General features: G+C 64.3%; 19 protein-coding genes and 2 pseudogenes. 4 read left to right on the top strand and 17 right to left on the bottom strand.

What is annotated here, in order from left to right; all coding sequences use genetic code 11:
• Window positions 1–152: 152 nt before the first annotated feature.
• Entirely contained in the window at window positions 153–989 is an 837-nt protein-coding gene (rsmA, locus tag AC1Y2B_RS21265) for a 16S rRNA (adenine(1518)-N(6)/adenine(1519)-N(6))-dimethyltransferase RsmA (RefSeq protein ID WP_482255135.1), read from the top strand.
• An 891-nt stretch (window positions 990–1,880) separates the two neighbouring features.
• On the opposite strand, the pseudogene AC1Y2B_RS21260 reads toward rsmA, so the two are convergent.
• From AC1Y2B_RS21260 to speB, 5 genes and pseudogenes are all read right to left on the bottom strand, one after another.
• Window positions 1,881–2,441 (bottom strand): annotated as a pseudogene (locus AC1Y2B_RS21260) (DUF4167 domain-containing protein); the annotation flags it as partial.
• A gap of 196 nt (window positions 2,442–2,637) precedes the next feature.
• Window positions 2,638–3,492, bottom strand: a complete 855-nt coding sequence (gene prmC / locus AC1Y2B_RS21255; protein WP_482255134.1) for a peptide chain release factor N(5)-glutamine methyltransferase — start codon at window positions 3,490–3,492, stop codon at window positions 2,638–2,640.
• Window positions 3,489–4,541, bottom strand: a complete 1,053-nt coding sequence (gene prfA / locus AC1Y2B_RS21250) for a peptide chain release factor 1 (RefSeq protein WP_482255133.1) — start codon at window positions 4,539–4,541, stop codon at window positions 3,489–3,491. Before prfA ends, prmC begins: the two co-directional genes overlap by 4 nt.
• A gap of 201 nt (window positions 4,542–4,742) precedes the next feature.
• Window positions 4,743–5,198: a DUF1499 domain-containing protein gene (locus AC1Y2B_RS21245; RefSeq protein WP_482255132.1), complete on the bottom strand. Its 456-nt coding sequence runs from the start codon at window positions 5,196–5,198 to the stop codon at window positions 4,743–4,745.
• A 13-nt stretch (window positions 5,199–5,211) separates the two neighbouring features.
• Window positions 5,212–6,177, bottom strand: coding sequence for an agmatinase (gene speB, locus AC1Y2B_RS21240; RefSeq protein WP_482255131.1), 966 nt, complete (start codon window positions 6,175–6,177; stop codon window positions 5,212–5,214).
• 494 nt (window positions 6,178–6,671) lie between these two features.
• Here speB and AC1Y2B_RS21235 point away from each other — a divergent pair, with 494 nt between their 5' ends.
• Complete coding sequence (locus AC1Y2B_RS21235; RefSeq protein ID WP_482255130.1) at window positions 6,672–7,022, top strand: hypothetical protein; 351 nt, start codon at window positions 6,672–6,674, stop codon at window positions 7,020–7,022.
• A 7-nt stretch (window positions 7,023–7,029) separates the two neighbouring features.
• Here AC1Y2B_RS21235 and AC1Y2B_RS21230 read toward each other — a convergent pair whose 3' ends face one another.
• The 8 genes from AC1Y2B_RS21230 to AC1Y2B_RS21195 form a co-directional block, all read right to left on the bottom strand.
• The gene (locus tag AC1Y2B_RS21230) at window positions 7,030–8,433 is read right to left on the bottom strand and encodes an aminotransferase (protein ID WP_482255129.1); all 1,404 of its coding nucleotides are present in this window, start codon (window positions 8,431–8,433) and stop codon (window positions 7,030–7,032) included.
• Between the two features lie 364 nt (window positions 8,434–8,797).
• Entirely contained in the window at window positions 8,798–9,481 is a 684-nt protein-coding gene (gene phoB / locus AC1Y2B_RS21225) for a phosphate regulon transcriptional regulator PhoB (RefSeq protein WP_482255128.1), read from the bottom strand.
• Entirely contained in the window at window positions 9,481–10,185 is a 705-nt protein-coding gene (phoU, locus tag AC1Y2B_RS21220; protein ID WP_482255127.1) for a phosphate signaling complex protein PhoU, read from the bottom strand. Before phoU ends, phoB begins: the two co-directional genes overlap by 1 nt.
• Window positions 10,186–10,195: 10 nt before the next feature.
• Entirely contained in the window at window positions 10,196–10,990 is a 795-nt protein-coding gene (pstB, locus tag AC1Y2B_RS21215; protein ID WP_482255126.1) for a phosphate ABC transporter ATP-binding protein PstB, read from the bottom strand.
• 15 nt (window positions 10,991–11,005) lie between these two features.
• Entirely contained in the window at window positions 11,006–12,364 is a 1,359-nt protein-coding gene (gene pstA, locus AC1Y2B_RS21210; RefSeq protein ID WP_482255125.1) for a phosphate ABC transporter permease PstA, read from the bottom strand.
• Entirely contained in the window at window positions 12,361–13,809 is a 1,449-nt protein-coding gene (pstC, locus tag AC1Y2B_RS21205; RefSeq protein ID WP_482255124.1) for a phosphate ABC transporter permease subunit PstC, read from the bottom strand. The genes pstA and pstC overlap by 4 nt, the downstream gene beginning before the upstream one ends.
• 62 nt (window positions 13,810–13,871) lie before the next feature.
• Window positions 13,872–14,939, bottom strand: a complete 1,068-nt coding sequence (locus AC1Y2B_RS21200; RefSeq protein WP_482255123.1) for a substrate-binding domain-containing protein — start codon at window positions 14,937–14,939, stop codon at window positions 13,872–13,874.
• A 267-nt stretch (window positions 14,940–15,206) separates the two neighbouring features.
• On the bottom strand, window positions 15,207–16,223 hold the full coding sequence (locus AC1Y2B_RS21195) for an ATP-binding protein (protein ID WP_482255122.1): 1,017 nt from the start codon (window positions 16,221–16,223) through the stop codon (window positions 15,207–15,209).
• A 134-nt stretch (window positions 16,224–16,357) separates the two neighbouring features.
• On the opposite strand from AC1Y2B_RS21195, the gene AC1Y2B_RS21190 reads away from it, so the two are divergent.
• Window positions 16,358–16,726, top strand: a complete 369-nt coding sequence (locus tag AC1Y2B_RS21190; protein ID WP_482255121.1) for a hypothetical protein — start codon at window positions 16,358–16,360, stop codon at window positions 16,724–16,726.
• Here AC1Y2B_RS21190 and AC1Y2B_RS21185 read toward each other — a convergent pair.
• Window positions 16,723–17,718, bottom strand: a complete 996-nt coding sequence (locus AC1Y2B_RS21185; protein WP_482255120.1) for an LLM class flavin-dependent oxidoreductase — start codon at window positions 17,716–17,718, stop codon at window positions 16,723–16,725. The two genes, AC1Y2B_RS21190 and AC1Y2B_RS21185, sit on opposite strands and share 4 nt — an antisense overlap.
• 73 nt (window positions 17,719–17,791) lie before the next feature.
• Here AC1Y2B_RS21185 and AC1Y2B_RS21180 point away from each other — a divergent pair, with 73 nt between their 5' ends.
• A complete protein-coding gene (locus AC1Y2B_RS21180) occupies window positions 17,792–18,067 on the top strand; it encodes a hypothetical protein (protein WP_482255119.1) in 276 nt (91 codons plus the stop codon).
• A 44-nt stretch (window positions 18,068–18,111) separates the two neighbouring features.
• Here the strand turns inward: AC1Y2B_RS21180 and AC1Y2B_RS21175 are convergent, their stop codons facing one another.
• The 3 genes and pseudogenes from AC1Y2B_RS21175 to AC1Y2B_RS21165 form a co-directional block, all read right to left on the bottom strand.
• Window positions 18,112–18,702, bottom strand: a complete 591-nt coding sequence (locus AC1Y2B_RS21175; protein ID WP_482255118.1) for a dimethylsulfonioproprionate lyase family protein — start codon at window positions 18,700–18,702, stop codon at window positions 18,112–18,114.
• Window positions 18,702–19,997 carry an NAD-dependent dihydropyrimidine dehydrogenase subunit PreA gene (gene preA / locus AC1Y2B_RS21170; protein ID WP_482255117.1) on the bottom strand — a complete coding sequence of 432 codons (1,296 nt, stop codon included), beginning with the start codon at window positions 19,995–19,997 and terminating at the stop codon, window positions 18,702–18,704. Before preA ends, AC1Y2B_RS21175 begins: the two co-directional genes overlap by 1 nt.
• 24 nt (window positions 19,998–20,021) lie before the next feature.
• A pseudogene (locus AC1Y2B_RS21165) lies at window positions 20,022–20,235 on the bottom strand (dihydropyrimidine dehydrogenase); the annotation flags it as partial.

Genomic DNA, 20,235 nt, shown 5'->3' with positions numbered 1-20,235 from the left:
GGATTGCCATCCCCCGCACCCCCAGCTTCGGGAGGGTTTTCCACCCTCCCGAAACCCACCCGAGGATATTTGCACCAAGGTGACAGGGCGATGGGGCTTGTCTGTCGGCCGGTTCCGCGCAATCAGGGGGCAAAGCGGCGCCGGAGGTTATCTTGGCCACGATTGACGGACTTCCCCCTCTGCGTGAGGTGATCAATGCCCATGATCTGGTCGCCAAGCGGCAACTGGGGCAGAACTTTCTGCTGGATTTGAACCTGACCGCCAAGATTGCAAGGCTGGCGGGGGATATTGCCGGCTCTGACGTGCTGGAGGTCGGGCCCGGTCCCGGCGGGCTGACGCGCGGGCTGCTGGTGGAGGGCGCGCGGCGTGTGGTGGCCATCGAGAAGGACCCGCGCTGCATCGCCGCCTTGAAGGAGATTGCCGCCGCCTATCCGGGCCGGCTGGAGGTGATTGAGGGCGATGCGATGGAGATCGACATGGCCGCGCTGATGACGCCTCCGGTCCGGATCGCGGCGAACCTGCCCTACAATGTCGGCACCGAACTGCTGATCCGCTGGCTGACGCCCAAGATCTGGCCGCCGTTCTGGTCGTCGATGACGCTGATGTTCCAGCGCGAGGTGGCTTTGCGCATCACCGCCAAGCCCGGCGACGAGCACTACGGCCGCCTCGCGTTGCTTTGCCAGTGGCGGTCGGACGCCAAGATCGTGATGCACCTGCCGCCCGAAGCCTTTACGCCCGCCCCCAAGGTGCATTCCGCTGTGGTCCACCTGACCCGGCTGGAGGCCCCGCGCTATCCGGCGGAGGAGAAGGTGCTGAACCGCATCGTGGCGGCTGCCTTTGGTCAGCGCCGCAAGATGCTGCGGTCGAGCCTGAAATCGCTGCGCCCGGATATGGAGGCTGTGCTGGACAGCGTGGGGATTCCGCCCACGGCGCGGGCCGAGGAAATCTCGCTGGAACGCTTCTGCGCCTTGGCCAGAGCCTTCGTCTAACGGCCGAACCTTGCGAAAAGGGGCGCCAGAGGCGCCCCTTTCGTATCAGTCGACGGCAGGTTCGGTCGGACCGGCGTCGACCGGTTTTTTGACCACCTTGGCCCGGGGCTTCTTCGGCGCCGCCTCTGCCGCGACAGCGGTTTCAGCGGGCCCTTCGGCGGCCTTGGTGGCCGGTTTGACCGCCTTGGCGGCGGCTTTCGGCGCTGCCGGTTTTGGCGCGATGGGATTTGCCGCAACAGGCGCGGTGGTCATTGGAGCGGCCTCGGCCACCCTGACTTCGGTCATCTGGCTTTCGGGGCGTTGCTCGGGGCGGCGATCCGGCTTGACCTCGGGGCGCGGCGCATCGCCACGCACGGGTTCGGCACGGGTGGTGTCGGCGCGGGCGGTGTCAGCACGGGTGGTGTCAGCGCGGGCGGGTTCAGCGGCGCGCTCTTGCGGGCGGTCCTGCGGGCGGTCTTGCTGGGGATGATAGCTGCGCTCTGACCGGGGCTGCTGTTCGTGCCGCGGTTGTTGGTCGCGGGGCTGTTGTTCGCGAGGCTGCTGATCCCGGGGTTGCTGTTCGCGCGGCTGCTGATCATTGCTGCGCTGATCATTGCCGCGCTGCTCGTTGCGGTGCTGATCGACACGGGGTGGATAGGTGCGACGCTGTTCGTTGCCACGATTGCCGTCGTTGCGCTGACCTTCGTTGCGATTGCCTTCGTACCGCTGGCCCTCATTGCGCTGGCCATCGTTCCGTTGGCTGTCGTTCCGTTGGCCCTCATTGCGTTGGCTGTCGTTCCGTTGACCATCTTGCGGGCGCTGTTGCTGTGCGCCACGATTGTCACCCCGGTTTTCACCGCGATTGTCGTTGTAGCGCGGGCGGTTCTGGCTGTCGTCATAGCGCACCGGGCGTTGGTCGTTGCGCGGATCGTTCTGGCGTTCGCCGCGTTGATCGCGGGCACCGGCTTCGGGGGTTTCGACCAGACCGGCATCATCCTCGCCGTTCATGTCGATCACCTCGTGGCCCGAGACTTCGGGCTGATCGTAGGTCCGTTCATCGCGGTATTCGGCGCGGTAGTCGCCCCGGTCATCGCGGCGGTCGTTGCCCTGCGGGCGATCGCGCTGCGGCGTTTGGCCGTTGGGGGTGTTCTGGCCGCCCTGACCGTTCTGGCCGCCCTGTCCGTTCTGGCCATAGCCTTGCTGGCGGGTTTCCTGTTCGGCCGCCATCTCGCGATTGGCTTCGGCCAGAAGGCGCGTGTAATGTTCGGCGTGCTGCAGAAAGTTCTCGGCGGCGACGCGGTCATTCGACAGTTGGGCGTCACGGGCAAGGAACTGATATTTCTCGATCAACTGTGCCGGCGTGCCGCGCACCTTGCCTTCGGGTCCGGAACTGTCGAACACGCGGTTGATGATGTTGCCGAGCGTGCGCGGGCGGTTCGTCTTGGAACGCGAACGGGACTTGGAAGAGCGCATGTTGTCCTTTGATCCGGTTGTCCTGCGCCCCATCACCTTGGTCGCAACGACCAGAGGAAAAATCAGCGAAAGGGCGGGCATCCGCAGGCTTCGTGGTGGCCAGAATGGCCTTCCGCGCCAGCTTGCGTGGGTTCGACTAATCACAGGCCGGGGCTTGCGGCAAGAAGATTTTTGCGCCAATCCGCGCAATAGGCGCTCAGGTGGCGGCAGGGTCACGGTCTTGTGCGGGTTTTTCGGCGCAGACCACGCGATCGCGGCCATCAAGGTCGGGCAGGATGCCCGTAACGACCAGACCCTGCTTGCGCAGCAGGGCCGACACCGCAGGTCCCTGGGTCGGTCCGATTTCCAGCAACAGGCGCCCCCCTGGCGTCAGATGCGCCGGCGCGCCGACGGCAATGGCGCGGTAGGCGGCCAGACCGTCACCACCGGGGGTCAGGGCCTTCCTTGGTTCCCAATCGCGAACCTCGGGGGCAAGGCCGGGCATTTCGGCCTCGGCGATATAGGGCGGATTGGCGACGATCAGGTCAAAGCTGCCCGAGACGGTGCGAAACCAGTCAGAGGTTTTGAAATCGGCGCGGGTCAGGGCGTGGCGGGCGGCATTGCGGGCGGCAACCCGCAGCGCGGCTTCGGACAGGTCGATGCCAAGACCGGTGGCATCGGGCATCGCCAGAAGACAGGAAATCAGGATGCAGCCCGAGCCGGTGCCAAGGTCCAGCACGCGCCGGAACGGCTGCCGGATGGCGTCTTGCACCAGAACCTCGGTTTCTGGGCGGGGGTCAAGCGTGTCTCGGGTCACCTCAAAGCTGCGACCCCAGAACAGGCGCTCTCCCAGGATCTGCGCCATCGGCTGACGCGTGGCGCGCAAGCTGACCAGATCGGAGAAGGATTTGGCAACCTGCGGCGAGAGCTGATCCTGCAGATGCAGGGTCAGGCGGTCAGCGGGCACGCCCATCGCCTTGGCCATCAAGAGGCGGGCGTCACGCGGGGCATCCTCGATGCCGGCTTCGCGCAGGGTGGTGATGCCCTCGCGCAGCGTCAGGGCGGCGGTCATTCCACTTCAGCCAGTTTTGCGGCTTGGTCATGGGCGATCAGGGCATCAATGACCTCGGTCAGGTTGCCGTCCATGATCTGGCCGAGGGAATAGAGCGTCAGGTTGATGCGGTGGTCGGTCATGCGGCCCTGCGGGAAATTATAGGTGCGGATGCGCTCTGATCTGTCACCGGAACCGACCTGAGCTTTACGGTCGGCGGATCGTTCACTGTTGATGCGGTCACGCTCGATCTCGTAAAGACGGGCGCGCAGGACGGCCATGGCCATGTCCTTGTTGCGGTGCTGGGATTTCTGCGCCGAGGTCACGATGATGCCGGTCGGCAAGTGGGTGATGCGCACCGCAGAGTCGGTGGTGTTGACGTGCTGGCCGCCTGCCCCGGACGCGCGCATCGTGTCGATGCGGATGTCGGAGGCGGGGATGTCAATGTCGACCTCTTGCGCCTCGGGCAGCACGGCCACGGTGGCCGCCGAGGTGTGGATGCGGCCGCCGGCTTCGGTCGTGGGCACGCGCTGGACGCGGTGGACGCCGGATTCGAATTTCATGCGGGCAAAGACGCCCTCGCCCTGGATATGGGCGGTCAGTTCCTTGATGCCACCGAGGTCGGTGAACTGCTCTTCCAGGATTTCAAAGGTCCAGCCCATGCGTTCGCAATAACGCTGGTACATGCGCAGAAGGTCAGCCGCGAAAAGGCTGGCCTCTTCGCCGCCAGTGCCGGGGCGGATTTCAAGGATGGCGGGGCGGGCATCGGCGGCGTCTTTCGGCAGAAGCGCCAGCCGCAAGGCCTGTTCCATTTCCGGAATGCGGGCCTTCAGGCGCGGCATTTCTTCTTCGGCCAGCGATTTCAACTCGGGATCGGCCAACAGGATCTCGGCCTCGGCCAGATCATCAAGGGCGCGGCGATAGGCGTTGATCTCGGCGATCACCGGCCCCAGTTCGGAATATTCGCGGCTGAGGTCGGCAATTTCGGAGGGGGAGCCACCGGCATTCAGCCGCGCCTCGACATAGTCGAAGCGTTGCGTGATCTGGGCAAGTTTTTCCAAGGGAACCATGGGCGCGGTGTGGCGCGGAATGCGCAGGCGGTCAAGGGCAGAGACGGGGGTTATCGTCGAAGCGGTGTGTCTGAGTCTGACCAAAGAAGCGGGGGTTTCACACCCCCGCACCCCCGTGGGATATTTGGGAACAAATGAAGGGGGGCGCGGGACGACGTCCTGCGCTGGCCGCCCAAGACCCGCGTGGCCAGATGCCGGACCCTAGAGCTGGCTGAGCCAGTCTTTCAGACGGGCGGCGTTGACACCCATATCGCCCTGGCCGAAGCGCTGGCGCGAGAAGATGTCGAGGCGGGTGCCGTCGGGGGCTGCCACAGCCTCGGCGGTGACGTAATCGGGATAGCCCATCAGGAACGAGCGGGCCTCCCAGGTGATCCGGCCCTCTTCGGGGGTGCCGGCAAGGCGGATGGTGCGGGCCGAGGTCAGGGCCGTCGCCTCCAGCTTGTTCAGGACCTCGACCGGGGTGCCGGGCAGCAGGCAGGTGGCGCGGGCGCCTTTCGGGACGATGGTGATCTTGTCCGTGCAGGGGCCGGCAGTTGCGGGGTCTGTCGTCGCCACGGGGACATGCCAGGCGGCGACATCGGTGGGGGCCAGCCGGACATAGGCCGACAGCGCCACCACGGCGATGACGATCAGCGCCGCCAGTATTTTCAGTATCATGCGGATCACCTTGTCACCTTTGTGTGCGGGCCCAATGGTAGAGGCATACCAGTTCATAGGCGACATGGGCACCTGCAATCGCCGTGGCCCCGGTCGTGTCATAGGGCGGCGACACCTCGACCACATCGCCGCCGACCATGTTGATGCCGGCCAGATCGCGCAGCATGGCGGCGGCTTGCCATGAGGCGAGGCCGCCCCAGACCGGCGTGCCGGTGCCCGGCGCAAAGGCCGGGTCCAGCGCATCAATGTCGAAGGTCACATAGGTGCTGTGGTCGCCGACGATGTCCTTGGCCTTGGCCACCACCCAATCCGTGCCCTTCTCATGCACTTCGCGCGCCGTGATGACGTTGACGCCCAGATAATCCACGGTCGTCGTGCGGATGCCGATCTGGACTGAGCGTTTGGGGTCGACCAGCCCCGACTTCACCGCCTTGTAGAACATCGTGCCATGGTCGATCCGCGAATAATCGTCATCGGGCCAAAGGTCGGAATGAGCGTCGAAATGGATGAGGCTGAGGGGGCCGAACTTCTCGGCATAGGCGCGCAGGATCGGGAAGGTGATGAAATGATCGCCGCCCAGCACGACAGACCCCGCCCCGGCGCCAAGGATGGTGCGGATGTGGTGGGTCAGCGTCTCGGGGAAGTCCTGCGTCTTGGCATAGTCGAAGGCCAGATCGCCGTAGTCGATGATGTTCAGCTCTTCCAAGGGGTTGGTTGGCCAGCCGGCCGGCGGATCATAGGGCATGAGGCTGGAGGCCTCGCGGATCGCCCTTGGCCCGAACCGGGTGCCGGCGCGGTGCGTCACGGCCTGATCGAAAGGCACGCCGGTGATGGCAAGGTCCACCCCGGCCAGATCCTTGGTGTAGGTCCGGCGCAGGAACGAGGTCGCCCCGCCGAACGCGTTCTCGAACGCATAGCCGCGTTGGCTGGTGCGGGTGAAGGCGGTATCCACCTGGCTTTTGGCGTCTTCAAGGGACATGAGGAAACTCGGGGTTTTGACGCGCTATCCTTGGGGCCGGAGACCACGCTGATCCGGTGAAGGAACGGTAGAGGGGGATGGAGGGATGGTCAACCGGGGGATAGGCCGGCCATGGTTTCAAGCACGAGCAGGAGTGCAGATTGGCTAGCAGGCGACCCTCTTTGTCGCCAACACCGCCATGTTGGGAAGCGGACGGCAGCGGTGGCCGCACGCGCAGACGAATCGGCAGGCATCGACCCAATGCTTCGCCAGATTTGAAGCATTGTGCGACACGCCCCTTGCGCCCTGCTTCAAGCGTTTCGAATTGGCCTGTTGCGGTCAAGAACCACTCTTCTCATGCCGCACGTCCCAAAGCCGACAGTCTTCCAAGACACCACGCCCTGGCAAATTGTCCCAGCCGAAATTGTCTTGTCGAACGCAAAAATCGACCCTACCATCAGGTGTCTCGACCTAAGACCGCAAACATTATCCGCTGGCGATTGGGGGAAACTGGTATGAAATCGTCATTCGCCGCCACGCTTTTCATCATCGCCGCGAACGTCTTGACAGGAACTGCCGCGAGCGCGGAGACCGAGAACCTGCTGATTGGCAAATGGCAGATCGTTGATCCGAACTGCAGCGCGATGCAAAGGATTGTCTACACCGCCGACACCTGGTCCGGGTTTGAATCGGATGCCGGGGTCTATCCGGGCTGGCGTACGCTTGCCGTATCCTATGTCACCAGCGCCGAGGAAGTCTGGGTGCATACGGATGGCTATGGCAATGACATCCGATCGCTCATCCTAGATGCTGACCATATGAAGCCGGATGACGGCGACGGGTGCGTCTACGAACGGGTGAAGTGACCGCCCCCTACCCCAGCCGATACCCTTCCCGCACCAGATCATCCGTCACCCGTTTGATCGCCACCTCCAGCGTTTCGGCGATGAAGTCGATCTCGCCTTCGGTGATGACAAGGGGCGGGGACATGACGTTCAGGTGGCCGATGGGGCGGACCAGCAGGCCAAGGCTTTCGCAGACATTGCTGATGCGCTTGGACTCATTCACGCCATCCGGCAGCAGCTCCTTGGTGTCCTTGTTGGCGACGTTTTCCACGCACAGCATCAGCTTGCGGCCGCGCACGTCACCCACCAAGGGCAGCCTGGCCAAGTCCGCCATCCGCGTCTCGAAGTAGCGACCAACCTTCGACGCATGGGCCAGCAGGTCCTCGCGCTCCATGATCTCGATGTTCTTCAAGGCCGCGGCACAGGCCACCGGGTGACCGGAATAGGTCAGACCGCTGGTGAACCAACGCTGGCCGCCTTCTGCCATCGCATCCCAGATCCGATCCGAGAAGATCACGGCGCCCAAGGGTTGGTAGCCCGAGGTCAGGCCCTTGGCCGAGGTGATCATGTCGGGCTGCACACCGAATTCGGCCAGGCTGGCAAACCAGTGGCCCAGACGGCCGAAGGCGGTGACAACCTCATCGGCGATGAACAGGATGTCGTGGCGCTGGCAGACCTGCCACATGCGCAAGAGGTAGTCCTTCGGCGGAATGATGATCCCACCACTGGCCTGGATCGGTTCGGCGATGAAGCCACCGATGCGGTCGGCGCCGACCCGGGCAATCAGGGCCTCGAATTCGGTGATCAGATCGTCGCAGAACTGCGCCTCGGTCAGATGGGCCGGGCGGCGGTAGGGGTTGGGGACCGAAAGATGGTGGATGCCGTCATGCTTGTAGCGGAACTCTTCGACCCGGTCGCCGGGGCGCTTGCCGACCGATTGCGACAGATAGGTCGAGCCGTGATAGGAATGCTCCCGCGCAACAATGTCAGTCTTTTGCGGGTTGCCGCGGGAATGGTGGTAATAGCTGACCATCCGCACTGCCGTATCGACCGCGGTGGAGCCCCCGGTGGTGAAATGCACGCGGTTCAGGTCACCGGGCGCCAGTTCGGCAATCTTGGCGGCCAGACGCGCGGTCGGCTCGTTGGTCATGTCGACAAAGGTGTTCGAAAACGCCAGACGCTCGGCCTGATCGGCAATCGCCTGCGCCATTTCCTTGCGCCCGAGCCCGATGTTGGTGCACCAAAGCCCCCCCACGGCATCCAGATATTTGCGCCCTTCCGCATCCCAGAGGTTGCAGCCCTGACCTTTCGTGATCACCAAAGCGCCTTCCGTCTCGAAGGGGCCGAAGTTGGTCCAGGGATGCAGCGAATGGCGGCGATCCATCTCCCAGAGGTTGGCATTGGTCAGGGCTTGCGGGGCGGGCGCGTTCATTCTGAATCTCCAGTCAATAGGCCAAGCCTAGCAGACCGGGCCAAAAGCGCCAGAGGGGTTTGATCAAATTATCTGCGCGGAAGATAGATGGGCTACCATTTCCGCCGCCCTGACCAGAGGCAATTTGCCCGCCCTACCCCATTCACCTTGGCTCAAATATCCCACGGGAGGTCTGGAGGGTGTGAAACCCTCCAGCGCCGGGACGGGTCACGACGGCGAAAAGTGTCTCACGCGGGAAACGTCGGGACGCGCCCTGCGCCGGCAAGGCGCCAGTAGGGTGGGGTTTAACCCCACCCTACTTGAACGGCGCTCGGCTCTTAAATCGGTCCGGCAGATTGCCCCCGGCGTTCGCCGGGGTCGGGTCTTACCCCAGCGCGTAGCCTGCGCCGCGCACGGTGCGCAAAGGGTCCTCTCCGCCAAACACACACAGCGCCTTGCGGAGCCGTCCGACATGCACGTCCACCGTGCGGCTGTCGACATAGATGTCGCGGCCCCAGACCCGGTCCAGCAATTGCTCGCGCGAGAAGACACGGCCGGGTTTTTCCAGGAAGGTCGCCAGCAGGCGGAACTCGGTCGGCCCCAGTTTCAGCGTCTGACCGGCGCGCAGCACGCGGTGGGTTTCAGGGTCCAGCGTTATATCGCCCCATTCCAGCGTCAGGCCCAGCGTCGCGGGCCTTGTGCGGCGCAGGTGGGCGCGCAGGCGGGCCATCAGTTCGACGATGGAATAGGGTTTGATGACGTAATCATCGGCCCCGGTTTCCAGACCCCGCACCTTGTCGACCTCTTCGGACCGGGCCGACAGCATGATGATGGGGATCTGGCGCGTCTCGGGTCGCATCTTCAGGCGGCGGCAGACCTCAAGGCCCGACACATGCGGCATCATCCAGTCCAAGAGGATCAGGTCAGGCGGGCTTTCGGCCACCAGCACCAAGGCCTCTTCGCCATTGGTGGCGCGCTGCACGGCAAAGCCCTCGGCTTCCAGGTTATAGGCCAGAACCTCCCGCTGGGCGGGCTCGTCCTCAACCAGCAGGACGGTGGGTTGTGCCATCAGTTGTCACCCGAGATTACGGACTCGGTCTTCGGACGCGGGTCGGTCGGCAACGTTCCGGTGGCAAGGTAGATGACCTGCTCGGCGATCGTGGTGGCATGGTCGCCCACGCGTTCGATGTTCTTGGCAATGAAATGCAGGTGCATGCAGGCGGTGATGTTGCGCGGATCTTCCATCATGTGGGTCAGGAATTCGCGGAACAGCGCGGTGTACATCTGGTCGATGTCCTTGTCCTGCTGGCGCACGGCCTGCGCCAGTTCGACGTCGCGGCTGATGAAGGCGTCCAGCGCATCCTTCAGCATCAACCCGACCTGACGCGACATGCGGCGGATGGCGCCGGCAGCCCCCTCGATCGTGTGCATCTGCGCCAGCACGATCGAGCGTTTGGCAAGGTTCTTGGCATAATCGCCGCACCGCTCCAGCGAGGCGGCGATTTTCATGACGGTCAGCACGGTGCGCAGGTCCGAGGCCGCCGGGGCCCGGATCGCGATCAGGCGGACGCATTCGCTGTTGACCTGTTCTTCCAGCGCGTCAATCACCGCGTCGCGGCTGCGCACCTGTTCGGCCAGGGATTCGTCGCGGGTTTCCAAAGCGGCGGCGGCGTCGGACAGGGCGGCCTCGACCAGCCCGCCCATCTTCAGGACAAGGGCCTGCACCCCTTCAAGATCCCGGTCAAAAGCCGAGGCGATGTGGCGTTCGTTCATCTGTGTCTCCTCAGCCGATCCGGCCGGTGATGTAGCTTTCGGTGCGCGGGTCCTTGGGGTTGGTGAAGATCGTCCCCGTTTCGCCATATTCGACCAGATGGCCAAGGTGGAAGAAGGCCGTCCGCTGACTGACCCGCGCCGCCTGCTGCATGGAGTGGGTGACGATCACCACGGAAAACTGGCTGCGCAGCTCGTCGATCAGCTCCTCGACCTGTGCCGTGGCAATCGGGTCAAGCGCGGAACAGGGTTCATCCATCAGCAAGACCTCGGGCGAGGTTGCAATCGCGCGGGCAATGCACAGCCGCTGCTGCTGGCCGCCCGACAGTCCGGTGCCGGGGGCGTTCAGGCGGTCTTTCACCTCGTTCCACAGGGCGGCCTTCTTCAGGCAGCTTTCCACCACCTCGTCCAGTTCCGCCTTGTTGCGGGTCAGGCCGTGGATTTTCGGGCCATAGGCCACATTGTCATAGATCGACTTCGGGAAGGGGTTGGGTTTTTGAAACACCATGCCGATCTTGGCCCGCAACTGCACAGGATCGACGCGCGGGTCATAGATGTTCTCGCCCTCCAGCGTGATCATGCCCTCGACCCGGGCCGAGGCCACGGTATCGTTCATCCGGTTCAGACAGCGCAGGAAGGTGGACTTGCCGCAGCCCGACGGCCCGATGAAGGCCGTCACGGTCTTGTCGAGGATGTTGACGTCGACATCCTTCAACGCGTGGTTGGTGCCGTAATAGACCTGCACCCCGCGGGCTTCGATCTTGTTGGTCTCGGTTTGCACGTCGCGCTCCAGTCTCACGTCTTTCATGGGGTGTCTCCTGACTTACCAGCGGCGTTCGTATTTGCGGCGCAGGATGATGGCGGCGGTGTTCATGACGATCAGGAACACCAGAAGGACGATGATCGCCCCCGAGGCCCGCTCCACAAAGCCCGGATCCCCGCGCTGCGTCCAGTTGTAGATCTGCACCGGCAGGGCCGAGGCGGGGTCGAACAGGCCCTGCGGTGGCGCGCCGGGGAAATCCTTGACGAAGGCCACCATGCCGATCAGCAGCAGGGGGGCGGTTTCGCCCAAGGCCTGCGCCAGACCGATGATTGTGCCGGTCAGCACGCCGGGCATCGCCAGCGGCAGCACATGATGCGTGACGGTCTGCAACTTGGAGGCGCCCACACCCAAAGCCGCGTCGCGGATGCTGGGCGGCACCGCCTTCAGCGCCGCACGGGTCGGGATGATGATGCGCGGCAGGGTCATCAGCGTCAGCACCAGCCCGCCGACGATCGAGGCCGACTGCGGCAACCCGGCAAAGTTGATGAAGATCGACAGGCCCAGAATGCCGTACACGATCGACGGCACGGCGGCGAGGTTGGCAATGTTCACCTCGATCAGGTCAGTCCAGCGGTTCTTCGGCGCGAACTCTTCCAGATAGACCGAGGCGGCAACCCCGATCGGCAGCGCCAGGACCAATACGATCACCATCATGTAAAGCGACCCGATGATCGCAACACCCAAGCCAGCCGCCTCGGGGCGCTTGTCAGAGGCGTCGGACATGAACAGGAACCCTGGGTTCAGGTGCATGGTGATCACGCCAGCCCCGCGCAACTTGTCCGCCAGCGCCAGCTTCTCGGGCGAGGTGTTCTTGTCGCGGGCGGCGGTTTCCATCGTCACCCGACCCTTGAAATAGCCGTCGATCCGGCCATTCGCCAAGGCCTCGAACGGCACTGTGCTGCCCAAGAGCGCGGGATTGCCCAGCACCATGTTGCGCAAATCGGCCGCGGCGTTTTCCGAGATCATCTCGGACACGTCCTTGTCCTTCAGCGTGCCAATGTCGATGCCCTTGGCGGCAATCTCGGCCGACAGCGCCTTGGCGATCAGCTTGCCATAGCCGATCGTGGTGACCGAGGCCATTTCCTTGGGATCGGCGCGGCCCGCCTTGTCCAGCACGGCCGCATCCAGCGTGACCGGGATCTCGATGAAGGTTTGCCGAAATGCCGGCAACCCCGCCGAGAAGATCGAGATCAAGAGCCAGACGAGTGCTGCAAGCGCCAGCGTGATGGCCACTACACCGTAAGCCCGGAAGCGCTTCTCGGCGGCGTTGCGGGCATTGGTGCGCTTGTCGGGGGCGAACAGCGAATGGACCATGCGGCCCTCGGAAGCGCCCGGGTCTTGGGTGCCGGCGTCGGTCATTCGTATTGCTCCCGGTATTTGCGGACGATCACCAGCGCCAGAATGTTCAGGCACAGGGTGAAGGTGAACAGCGTCAGGCCAAGTGCGAAGGCCACCAGCGTTTCGGGTGAATTGAACTCGGTGTCACCGGTCAACTGGCTGACGATCTTGACGGTGACCGTGGTCATGGCGTCGAACGGGTTGAGCGACAGTTTGGCCGCAGCGCCTGCCCCAAGGACGACGATCATCGTCTCGCCAATCGCACGGCTGGCGGCCAGCAACACCGCGCCGACGATGCCCGGCAAAGCGGCGGGGATCACGACCTGACGAATGGTCTCCGAAGGGGTGGCGCCGAGGCCCAGCGAGCCGTCGCGCAAGGATTGCGGCACCGCATTGATGATGTCATCGGACAGCGAGGAGACGAACGGGATCACCATGATCCCCATCACCAGACCGGCCGTCATCACCGAGGAGGCCGAGTTGCCAAAGCCCATCGGTTGGGCAATGAAGTCGCGCAGCAACGGGCCCACGGTGATCAGGGCAAACAAGCCATACACGATGGTCGGAATGCCGGCCAGAACCTCGATCAGCGGTTTGACCACGCTGCGCACGCGGGAAGTGGCATATTCTGCCAGATAGATCGCCGACAACAGCCCGATCGGCACGGCCACGACCAAGGCGATGGCCGAGACATAGACCGTGCCCCAGACCAAGGGCCAGATGCCAAGGTCGGACCCGCCGCCGAACTTCGGGTTCCATTCGGTCGAGAAGAAGAATTTCGTGGCCGGGTAAAGCTGGAAGAAATGCACGTTCTCTGATAGCAGACTCATCACGATGCCCACCGTGGTCAGGACGGCAATCAACGAGGCTGCGATCAGCAGGCCCATCGCCATGCGCTCGGTGGCGTTGCGGGCACGGTATTCGGGATTGATCCGGCTCAGGCCCCAGAACAGACCGGCGGCGGCCAGCGCCAGCGACACCACGGTCAGCGCCAGACGCGACAGGGTTGCGGTAGACCGGACGGCCTGCGCCGCGGCGATCATGGCGGGGTTGGGGTCATGGCCCATGGCCACACCGGCATTGCCGAGCGCGCCCTTCAGCGCCACCGGATCCTGCGCCAGCGCGGTCACATCCGCGCCCTTGCCCGCCAAAGTGGCAAGGCCCGTGGCAAGCCGGGTCACATCGGCCATCACCAGGCTCAGGCTGCTGTCGGCCGGCACATCCTCGGGCTTGATATGGGACAGAGCGTTGGCTTGGATGACAAAACCCTCTGCCAGAAGCCAGACGACCAGCAGGGCGGCAGTGGGTACGATCACATAAAGCGCCGTGATGCGGCCATAGAAGGCGGGCAGGGAATGCAGCTTGCGGATATCTCCACCCGCCGAGGCAATCGCCCGCCGCTGGCCAAGCAAATAGCCCAGCACCGTCAGGGCAAGAAGGATCAGGCACAACAGGCCAAGGCTCATGTTCGTCGTCCGGACAAGGGAAAGGCGCGCGGGGGATCCCGCGCGCCAAAGGTCTGTGTGGCTTACTTCAGCGGGTCCATGACCTTGTCGGCCTTCACGTCAGCCTGGGTCTGGGCCAGCTTGGGGTCAGACACCAGACCATACTCGACCAGTTTGCCATTCGGGCCAACCATGTCGTCCGACAGGAAGAAGTCCAAGTATTCCTGCAGGCCCGGCACGACGCCGATGTGCTGCTTCTTGACATACATGAACAGCGGACGCGACACCGGGTAGGTGCCATCGGCGATGGTCGCCGTCGAGGGGACGATGCCTTCGACGCTGGCGACTTTCAGCTTGTCGGTGTTGTTTTCGTAGAACGACAGGCCGAACACGCCCATGGCATGCTTGTCAGCGGCCATGCGGGACAGGGTCTCGGTGTAGTCGCCGTCGATCTCGACCACGGCACCGTCGGTGCGCAGGGTGTCGCAAGCCTTGGTCGCGTCTGCGGTCTTGGCCTTGTCATCCGCGCCGGTCGAAGCGGCCTTGAACAGATCAAACGCGCCCGTGGCCTTGCAGCCCGCCTCAACCACCTTCTGGTTGAACACTTCGCGCGTGCCGTGCTTGGAGCCGGGGATCAGCGCCAGGATGTCTTGTGCCGGCAGGCCAGCGGTGGCATCGGCCCAGGTCTTGGCGGCGTTCGGCACCAGCTTGCCATCTTTGGCAACCTGACCGCCGATGGCGGAATAGACGTCGGCCGCCTTCAGGGCGAAGTCCGGGCCGTTGATGTCGGTGGCGAAGACGATGCCGTCATAGCCGATGCGGACTTCCATGATGTCGGTCACGCCATTGGCCTTGCAGGTGTCAAGATCGGCCTGCGTGATGCGCGACGAGGAATCCGCGATGTCGATGGTGTCTTCGCCGACGCCCTTGCACAGCGCGGCACGCCCCGCACCCGACCCGCCGCCTTCGACGACCGGGGTCTTGAAGGTGCCCTGCTCGCCAAAGGCTTCCGCCACGATGGTGGCGAAGGGCAGCACGGTGGACGAACCGGAAATCTGCAGCTGATCACGGGCCGAAGCGGTCATGGCCGAAGCGGCGAGAATCGCCAGCGCCGAGACCGAAATCCGGGCGGAAATGTTCATGAGGGACATCGTTATCTCCTGTCCTGGTAAGCACGACTTGGGGTCGCGGCTTTTCATGGTCTGCTGTTACGATCCCAGCGCGCACCTTTTGCGACAGTTGTGTAACGGTTTGATGACAGGTGGTCGCCGCAGGATTGAACCGCGCGTCCCATTCTTCTGCGAAAAATGAAGGAAATCGGTGTTCTGCGAAAATTCGGGCGTCCCACCGTGAGGAGGGATTTTTCCCCGAATAATCCTCAGCCGCATGCTTGGTTGAAGACTGGTGGCGCAGTCGCTCTAAGCCGGCAGCAGAATCGAGAAGGTCGAGCCCTGCCCCACCACGCTTTCAATCACCAGCCGCCCGCGATGGCGGTGCGCGATGTGCTTGACGATGGCCAGACCCAGCCCGGTGCCCCCCTTCTCGCGTGAGCGGTGGCCGTCGATCCGGTAGAAGCGTTCGGCCAGACGCGGCAGATGGAAGGAATCAATCCCCTCGCCCTGATCGCGCACGGCCAGGCGCACCTTGGGGCCGCGTGGCCCGTCCTCCCGGGACAAGGTCACCGCCACCTCTTTGCCGGATCCGCCGTATTTGATGGCGTTCTCCACCAGATTGGTGGCGACTTGCGTGATCTGGTCGGGATCGGCGAACACCTCGACCGGCTGGTCCAGACCGGACAGCCGCAAGCGAACCGCGTTCGCCTCGGCCAGCGGTTTCAGCGACTGGACGGCCGAAGCCACAAGCCGGGCCACGTCATGGCGTTCGGTCGGGCGCTGACGCTCCTGCGCCTCGACCTTGGACAGGTGCAACAGGTCGCGCACCAGACGCACCATGCGTTCGGCTTCCGTCTGCATGATGGCCAAGAACCGCTCGCGCGCGGCGGCATCGTCGCGGGCCGGTCCGCGCAGGGTCTCGATGAACCCCAGAACCGAGGTCAGCGGCGTGCGCAGTTCATGGCTGACATTGGCCACGAAATCGCGGCGCATGGCGTCCATCTGTTCGCGGTCCGACAGGTCTTCAAAGCTGCACAACACGCCCTGGCCAACGGCGGCGGCGGTGACCCGGTGGATCACCTCGTGGCTCGGGCCCGGAATCACATGACGCGCCTCGACTGGCTGGCGGCTGCGGGCGGCGGTGGCGATGGCGGCCAGCACCTCGGGCTGGCGCAACACAAAGGCATGGTGGCGCCCGGCCAGCTTCGGCCCCAGCAGGGTTTCAGCCGCCGCATTGGCCGCCACGATCCGCTCATCGGCGCCAATCAACAACGCAGGCAACGGCAAACCGGCCAGAAATTCCACCACCATATCCTGATCCATCCATCCCCTCGTTTCCGTCCACCTGTTGCACGCCGTCCATAGACCACAACCGAATCCACGCAAGACACCACCAAAGTGGGAATCTTGTCCCGAAAGATTGTACGCCTGTACACGTCTTCCTTGATTCGGCGCAGATGGTCACGCAACGCCCCACCTCTTATCCCAGACTGGCTGATCTGCCGAAGGCGGCGGAAGAGCGGTTTCTGGCGCTGGACTGTGGCCCCCTGATCGCGCCGGACGGCCCGATCCCGCTGCCCGGCGTCGTGCATTGCCGCTTTGCAGAACTTTCGGCAGGGATTTTGACAGACTTGGCCCCCACCACCATCGTCCTGCCACTTTTCGCGCCCGAGCAGGATGCCTTGGCCATGGTCGAGGGTCTGGAAGCGATCGGCTTTGCCGGCCGTATTCTCGTGCTCGCCCCCCACCTGCCCCGCCCGCAACTGGTCGAGCGCGAGTTGCGGGCCGCCGGTCCGGGCCTGCGCCTGCTGCTGGTCACGCCCTAGGCGGCCTTTGCCCCCAGCGATTGCATCACCTCGGCCCCGATGCGGAACGAGGTCAGCCGCGCCGCATGGCTGTGCATCATGCCCGTCAGGATCACCTCGTCAGGCTGGTACTGCGCGATCAGCGCGGCCAGCTTGGCGCGCACCGTCTCGGGCGAGCCGACGGCCGCGCAGGCCAGCGCCTGCTCGACCCCCGCCATGACCTGTGCCGGGATGGCGGACAGATCGTGCTGCGGCGGCGGCAGGCGGCCCGGCTGACCGGTGCGCAACCGGGCAAAGGACAGCACCTGAGACGAGCGCAGATAGACCGCCTCGGCGTCGGTTTCGGCGGCACTCAACCCCACGGCCAGCATGAAATACGGGCGCTCCCGCCAGATCGACGGGCGGAAGGTGCTGCGATAGACCTGCACCGCCTCTTCCAGCATGGCCGGGGCGAAATGGCTGGCAAAGGCATAGGGCAGGCCCAGGTAAGCCGCCAGTTGCGCGCCATAAAGGCTGGAGCCAAGGATCCAGACCGGCACGTTCGAGCCTTCGCCGGGGAAGGCATGCACCGGCGACCGCGGCTCTGGCGCGTCAAGGTAGTGGATCAGCTCCAGCACATCCTGCGGAAAATCGTCCGAGGCTTCCAGATGCCGCCGCAGTGCCCGCGCCGTGGCCATGTCACTGCCCGGCGCGCGGCCCAGACCAAGGTCGATGCGTCCGGGAAACAAGGCATCCAGCGTGCCGAATTGTTCAGCAATCACCAAAGGCGCGTGGTTGGGCAACATGATGCCGCCCGAACCGACCCGGATCCGGCTGGTGCCCGCCGCCACATGGCCGATCACGATCGCGGTGGCCGCCGAAGCAATGCCGGGCATGTTGTGATGTTCGGCCAGCCAATAGCGGTGATAGCCCAGACGTTCGGCATGGCGGGCCAGATCCAGCGTGTTGGCCAAGGCCTGCGACGCGGTCTGCCCCTCTGCCACCGGGGCGAGGTCGAGGATGGAGTAATGCATGCGGTGCGCCTTGCCGTTCAGGATTTTCTGGGGGTAACGTCGGAAAGTTGGAGCTGACGCAAGGGTTTTAAAGATGCGGCATCTGTCTTTCTTCGTCCTGATTGTAGCGGGTCTGTCTGAGGCGACACAAGCCGCGATCACCTCTCTGGGCGGCGAAGGCACATCGCTGGCCAAAGCCGTCCGGATCCACGGTGCGGTCGAAAGGACCGACGGCGTCCCCGCGCAAGACGCTTGGCTGGACCGGCAGTGGCCCGGATATGGGGCCGATCAGCAGGCCTTGCAGCACGCGGGCGGCCACGTCTATGACCGGCTGAAGGGGCGTGTCACAAGCAAGCGGATCACGGTTTAATTCGACATCACCGCGCATTTCGGAAAATAGCGCTTGCCCTGTCGTCAGACCGGCAGGCACCACAGCGCCAGAAATGGCTGATCCGCCGCCCGCATGGCATGACGGATTCCGGGCGTGTTGTATACGGTCTGGCCGGGCTGACGCGGCAGCCAATCCGCCGCGCCCTGCAGGAAGGCGCCCTCGCTCAGCACCAGATAGACCTCTTCCGGCGCGTGGTCGTGGTCAGGATACCGGGTCTGCGGCGCCATCAGGCTAAGGCCAAGCCAGACATCCGCCCGATCCTCCAAGGCGCCGGGGCCGATGAGATAGCTGTTGGCATGGGCCTGCGCAAAGCCGGCACTTGCGGTGGGGCCGACGGATTTGCGCGTGGTCCAGACCAGTTGCGGCGCAAGCGCTGTCAGCGCCTCGGCCAGCGCGGCCAGACCAGCGCCCAAGGCGCGCACCGGGGTCAAGGCTTCATCCAACAGGGCCGCAACCGCCAGATCCTCGCCCGAAGACGGCCGGCCGGGCTGGCCCGGTGTCTTCAGCCGGGCGAACACCTTGTCCAGTGCCTCGCGCGCCGGGGCAGAGACCTCTGCCCCGGAAAACGCCACCTCAAGCCGGTCGATCACCTCCTGCAGCGCCGCGCCGCGCATCACTTCGCCGCGACCGACGGGTTGTTGGGATGCGTCGTCCAGTTGGCATAATCGCCCACAATGCGCCCGGTGCGCTGATCAAGGTCACCTTTCGGCACTTCAACCATGGTGATGCAATTCTCCACCGGGCAGACATTGACGCAAAGGTTGCAGGCCACGCATTCATCGTCCATGACGGTGAAGGCGCGGTCGGCACTCATCGCGATGGCCTGATGGCTGGTATCCTCGCAGGCCGCATAGCAGCGCCCGCACTTGATGCAGTCATCCTGGCTGATCTTGGCCTTGGTCACATAGTTCAGGTTCAGGAACTGCCAGTCGGTGACATTGGGCGTGGCCTTGCCCACCAGATCGGACAGCGACAACTGCTTGTCATCCAGATAGTCCGACAGGCCCGAGATCATTTCCTGCACGATCTTGAAGCCATAGGTCATCGCAGCCGTGCAGACCTGCACATTGCCAGCCCCCAAGGCCAGAAATTCCGCCGCATCGCGCCAAGTCGTCACGCCCCCGATGCCACTGATCGGCAGCCCCCGCGTCACCGGATTGCGCGCAATTTCCGCCACCATGTTCAGCGCAATCGGCTTCACCGCCGGGCCGCAATAGCCGCCATGGGTGCCCTTGCCGTCGATCATCGGCTCCGGAGAGAACGAGTCCAGGTTCACCGAGGTGATCGAGTTGATCGTGTTGATCAGCGACACCGCATCCGCCCCCCCCCGATGCGCCGCCTCGGCGGGTTTCCTGATGTCGCTGATATTCGGCGTCAATTTCACGATGCAGGGCATGCGAGAGTGCTTCTTGACCCAGCGCGTCACCATCTCGATATATTCCGGCACCTGCCCCACGGCGGACCCCATCCCGCGCTCTGCCATGCCATGCGGGCAGCCGAAGTTGAGTTCCACCCCGTCGGCCTCGGTATCCTCGATCCGGTGCAGGATGTCTTTCCAGCTTTCCTCATCGCAGGGCACCATCAGGCTGATCACCAAGGCCCGGTCGCGCCACTTGCGCTTGACCGCCTTGATCTCCTCCAGATTGGTTTGCAACGGCCGGTCGGTGATCAGTTCGATGTTGTTCAAGCCCAGCAACCGCCGATCCGCCCCCCAGATCGCCCCATAGCGCGGCCCGTTGACGTTGACGACCGGCGGCCCCTCGGACCCGAGGGTCTTCCACACCACCCCACCCCAGCCCGCCTCATAGGCGCGCTCGACGTTATAGGCCTTGTCGGTCGGCGGCGCCGAGGCCAGCCAGAACGGGTTGGGGGATTTGATGCCGATGAAGTTGGATGTCAGATCAGCCATGTTCGATACCTCGTAGGGTGGGTTTCAACCCACCGCCCCCATGAGAACGCTGTGAATTTCCTCCGCCGCGTCGCGCCCTTCGGCGACAGCGGTCACTGTCAGGTCCTCGCCGCCTGCGGCACAGTCGCCGCCGGCCCAGACCTTGCCCGCCCTTTTGACCAGCTTCTTGCCGTCGCGCGCGATCGGCTCTCCCCGCAGCGTCTGGCCGATGGCCTTGAAGACCTGATCGGCTTTCAGG

It is taken from the genome of Stagnihabitans sp., assembly GCF_964946895.1.
Note: the sequence above shows the minus strand (reverse complement) of the source record. Positions and strands in the feature narration are given on the sequence as shown.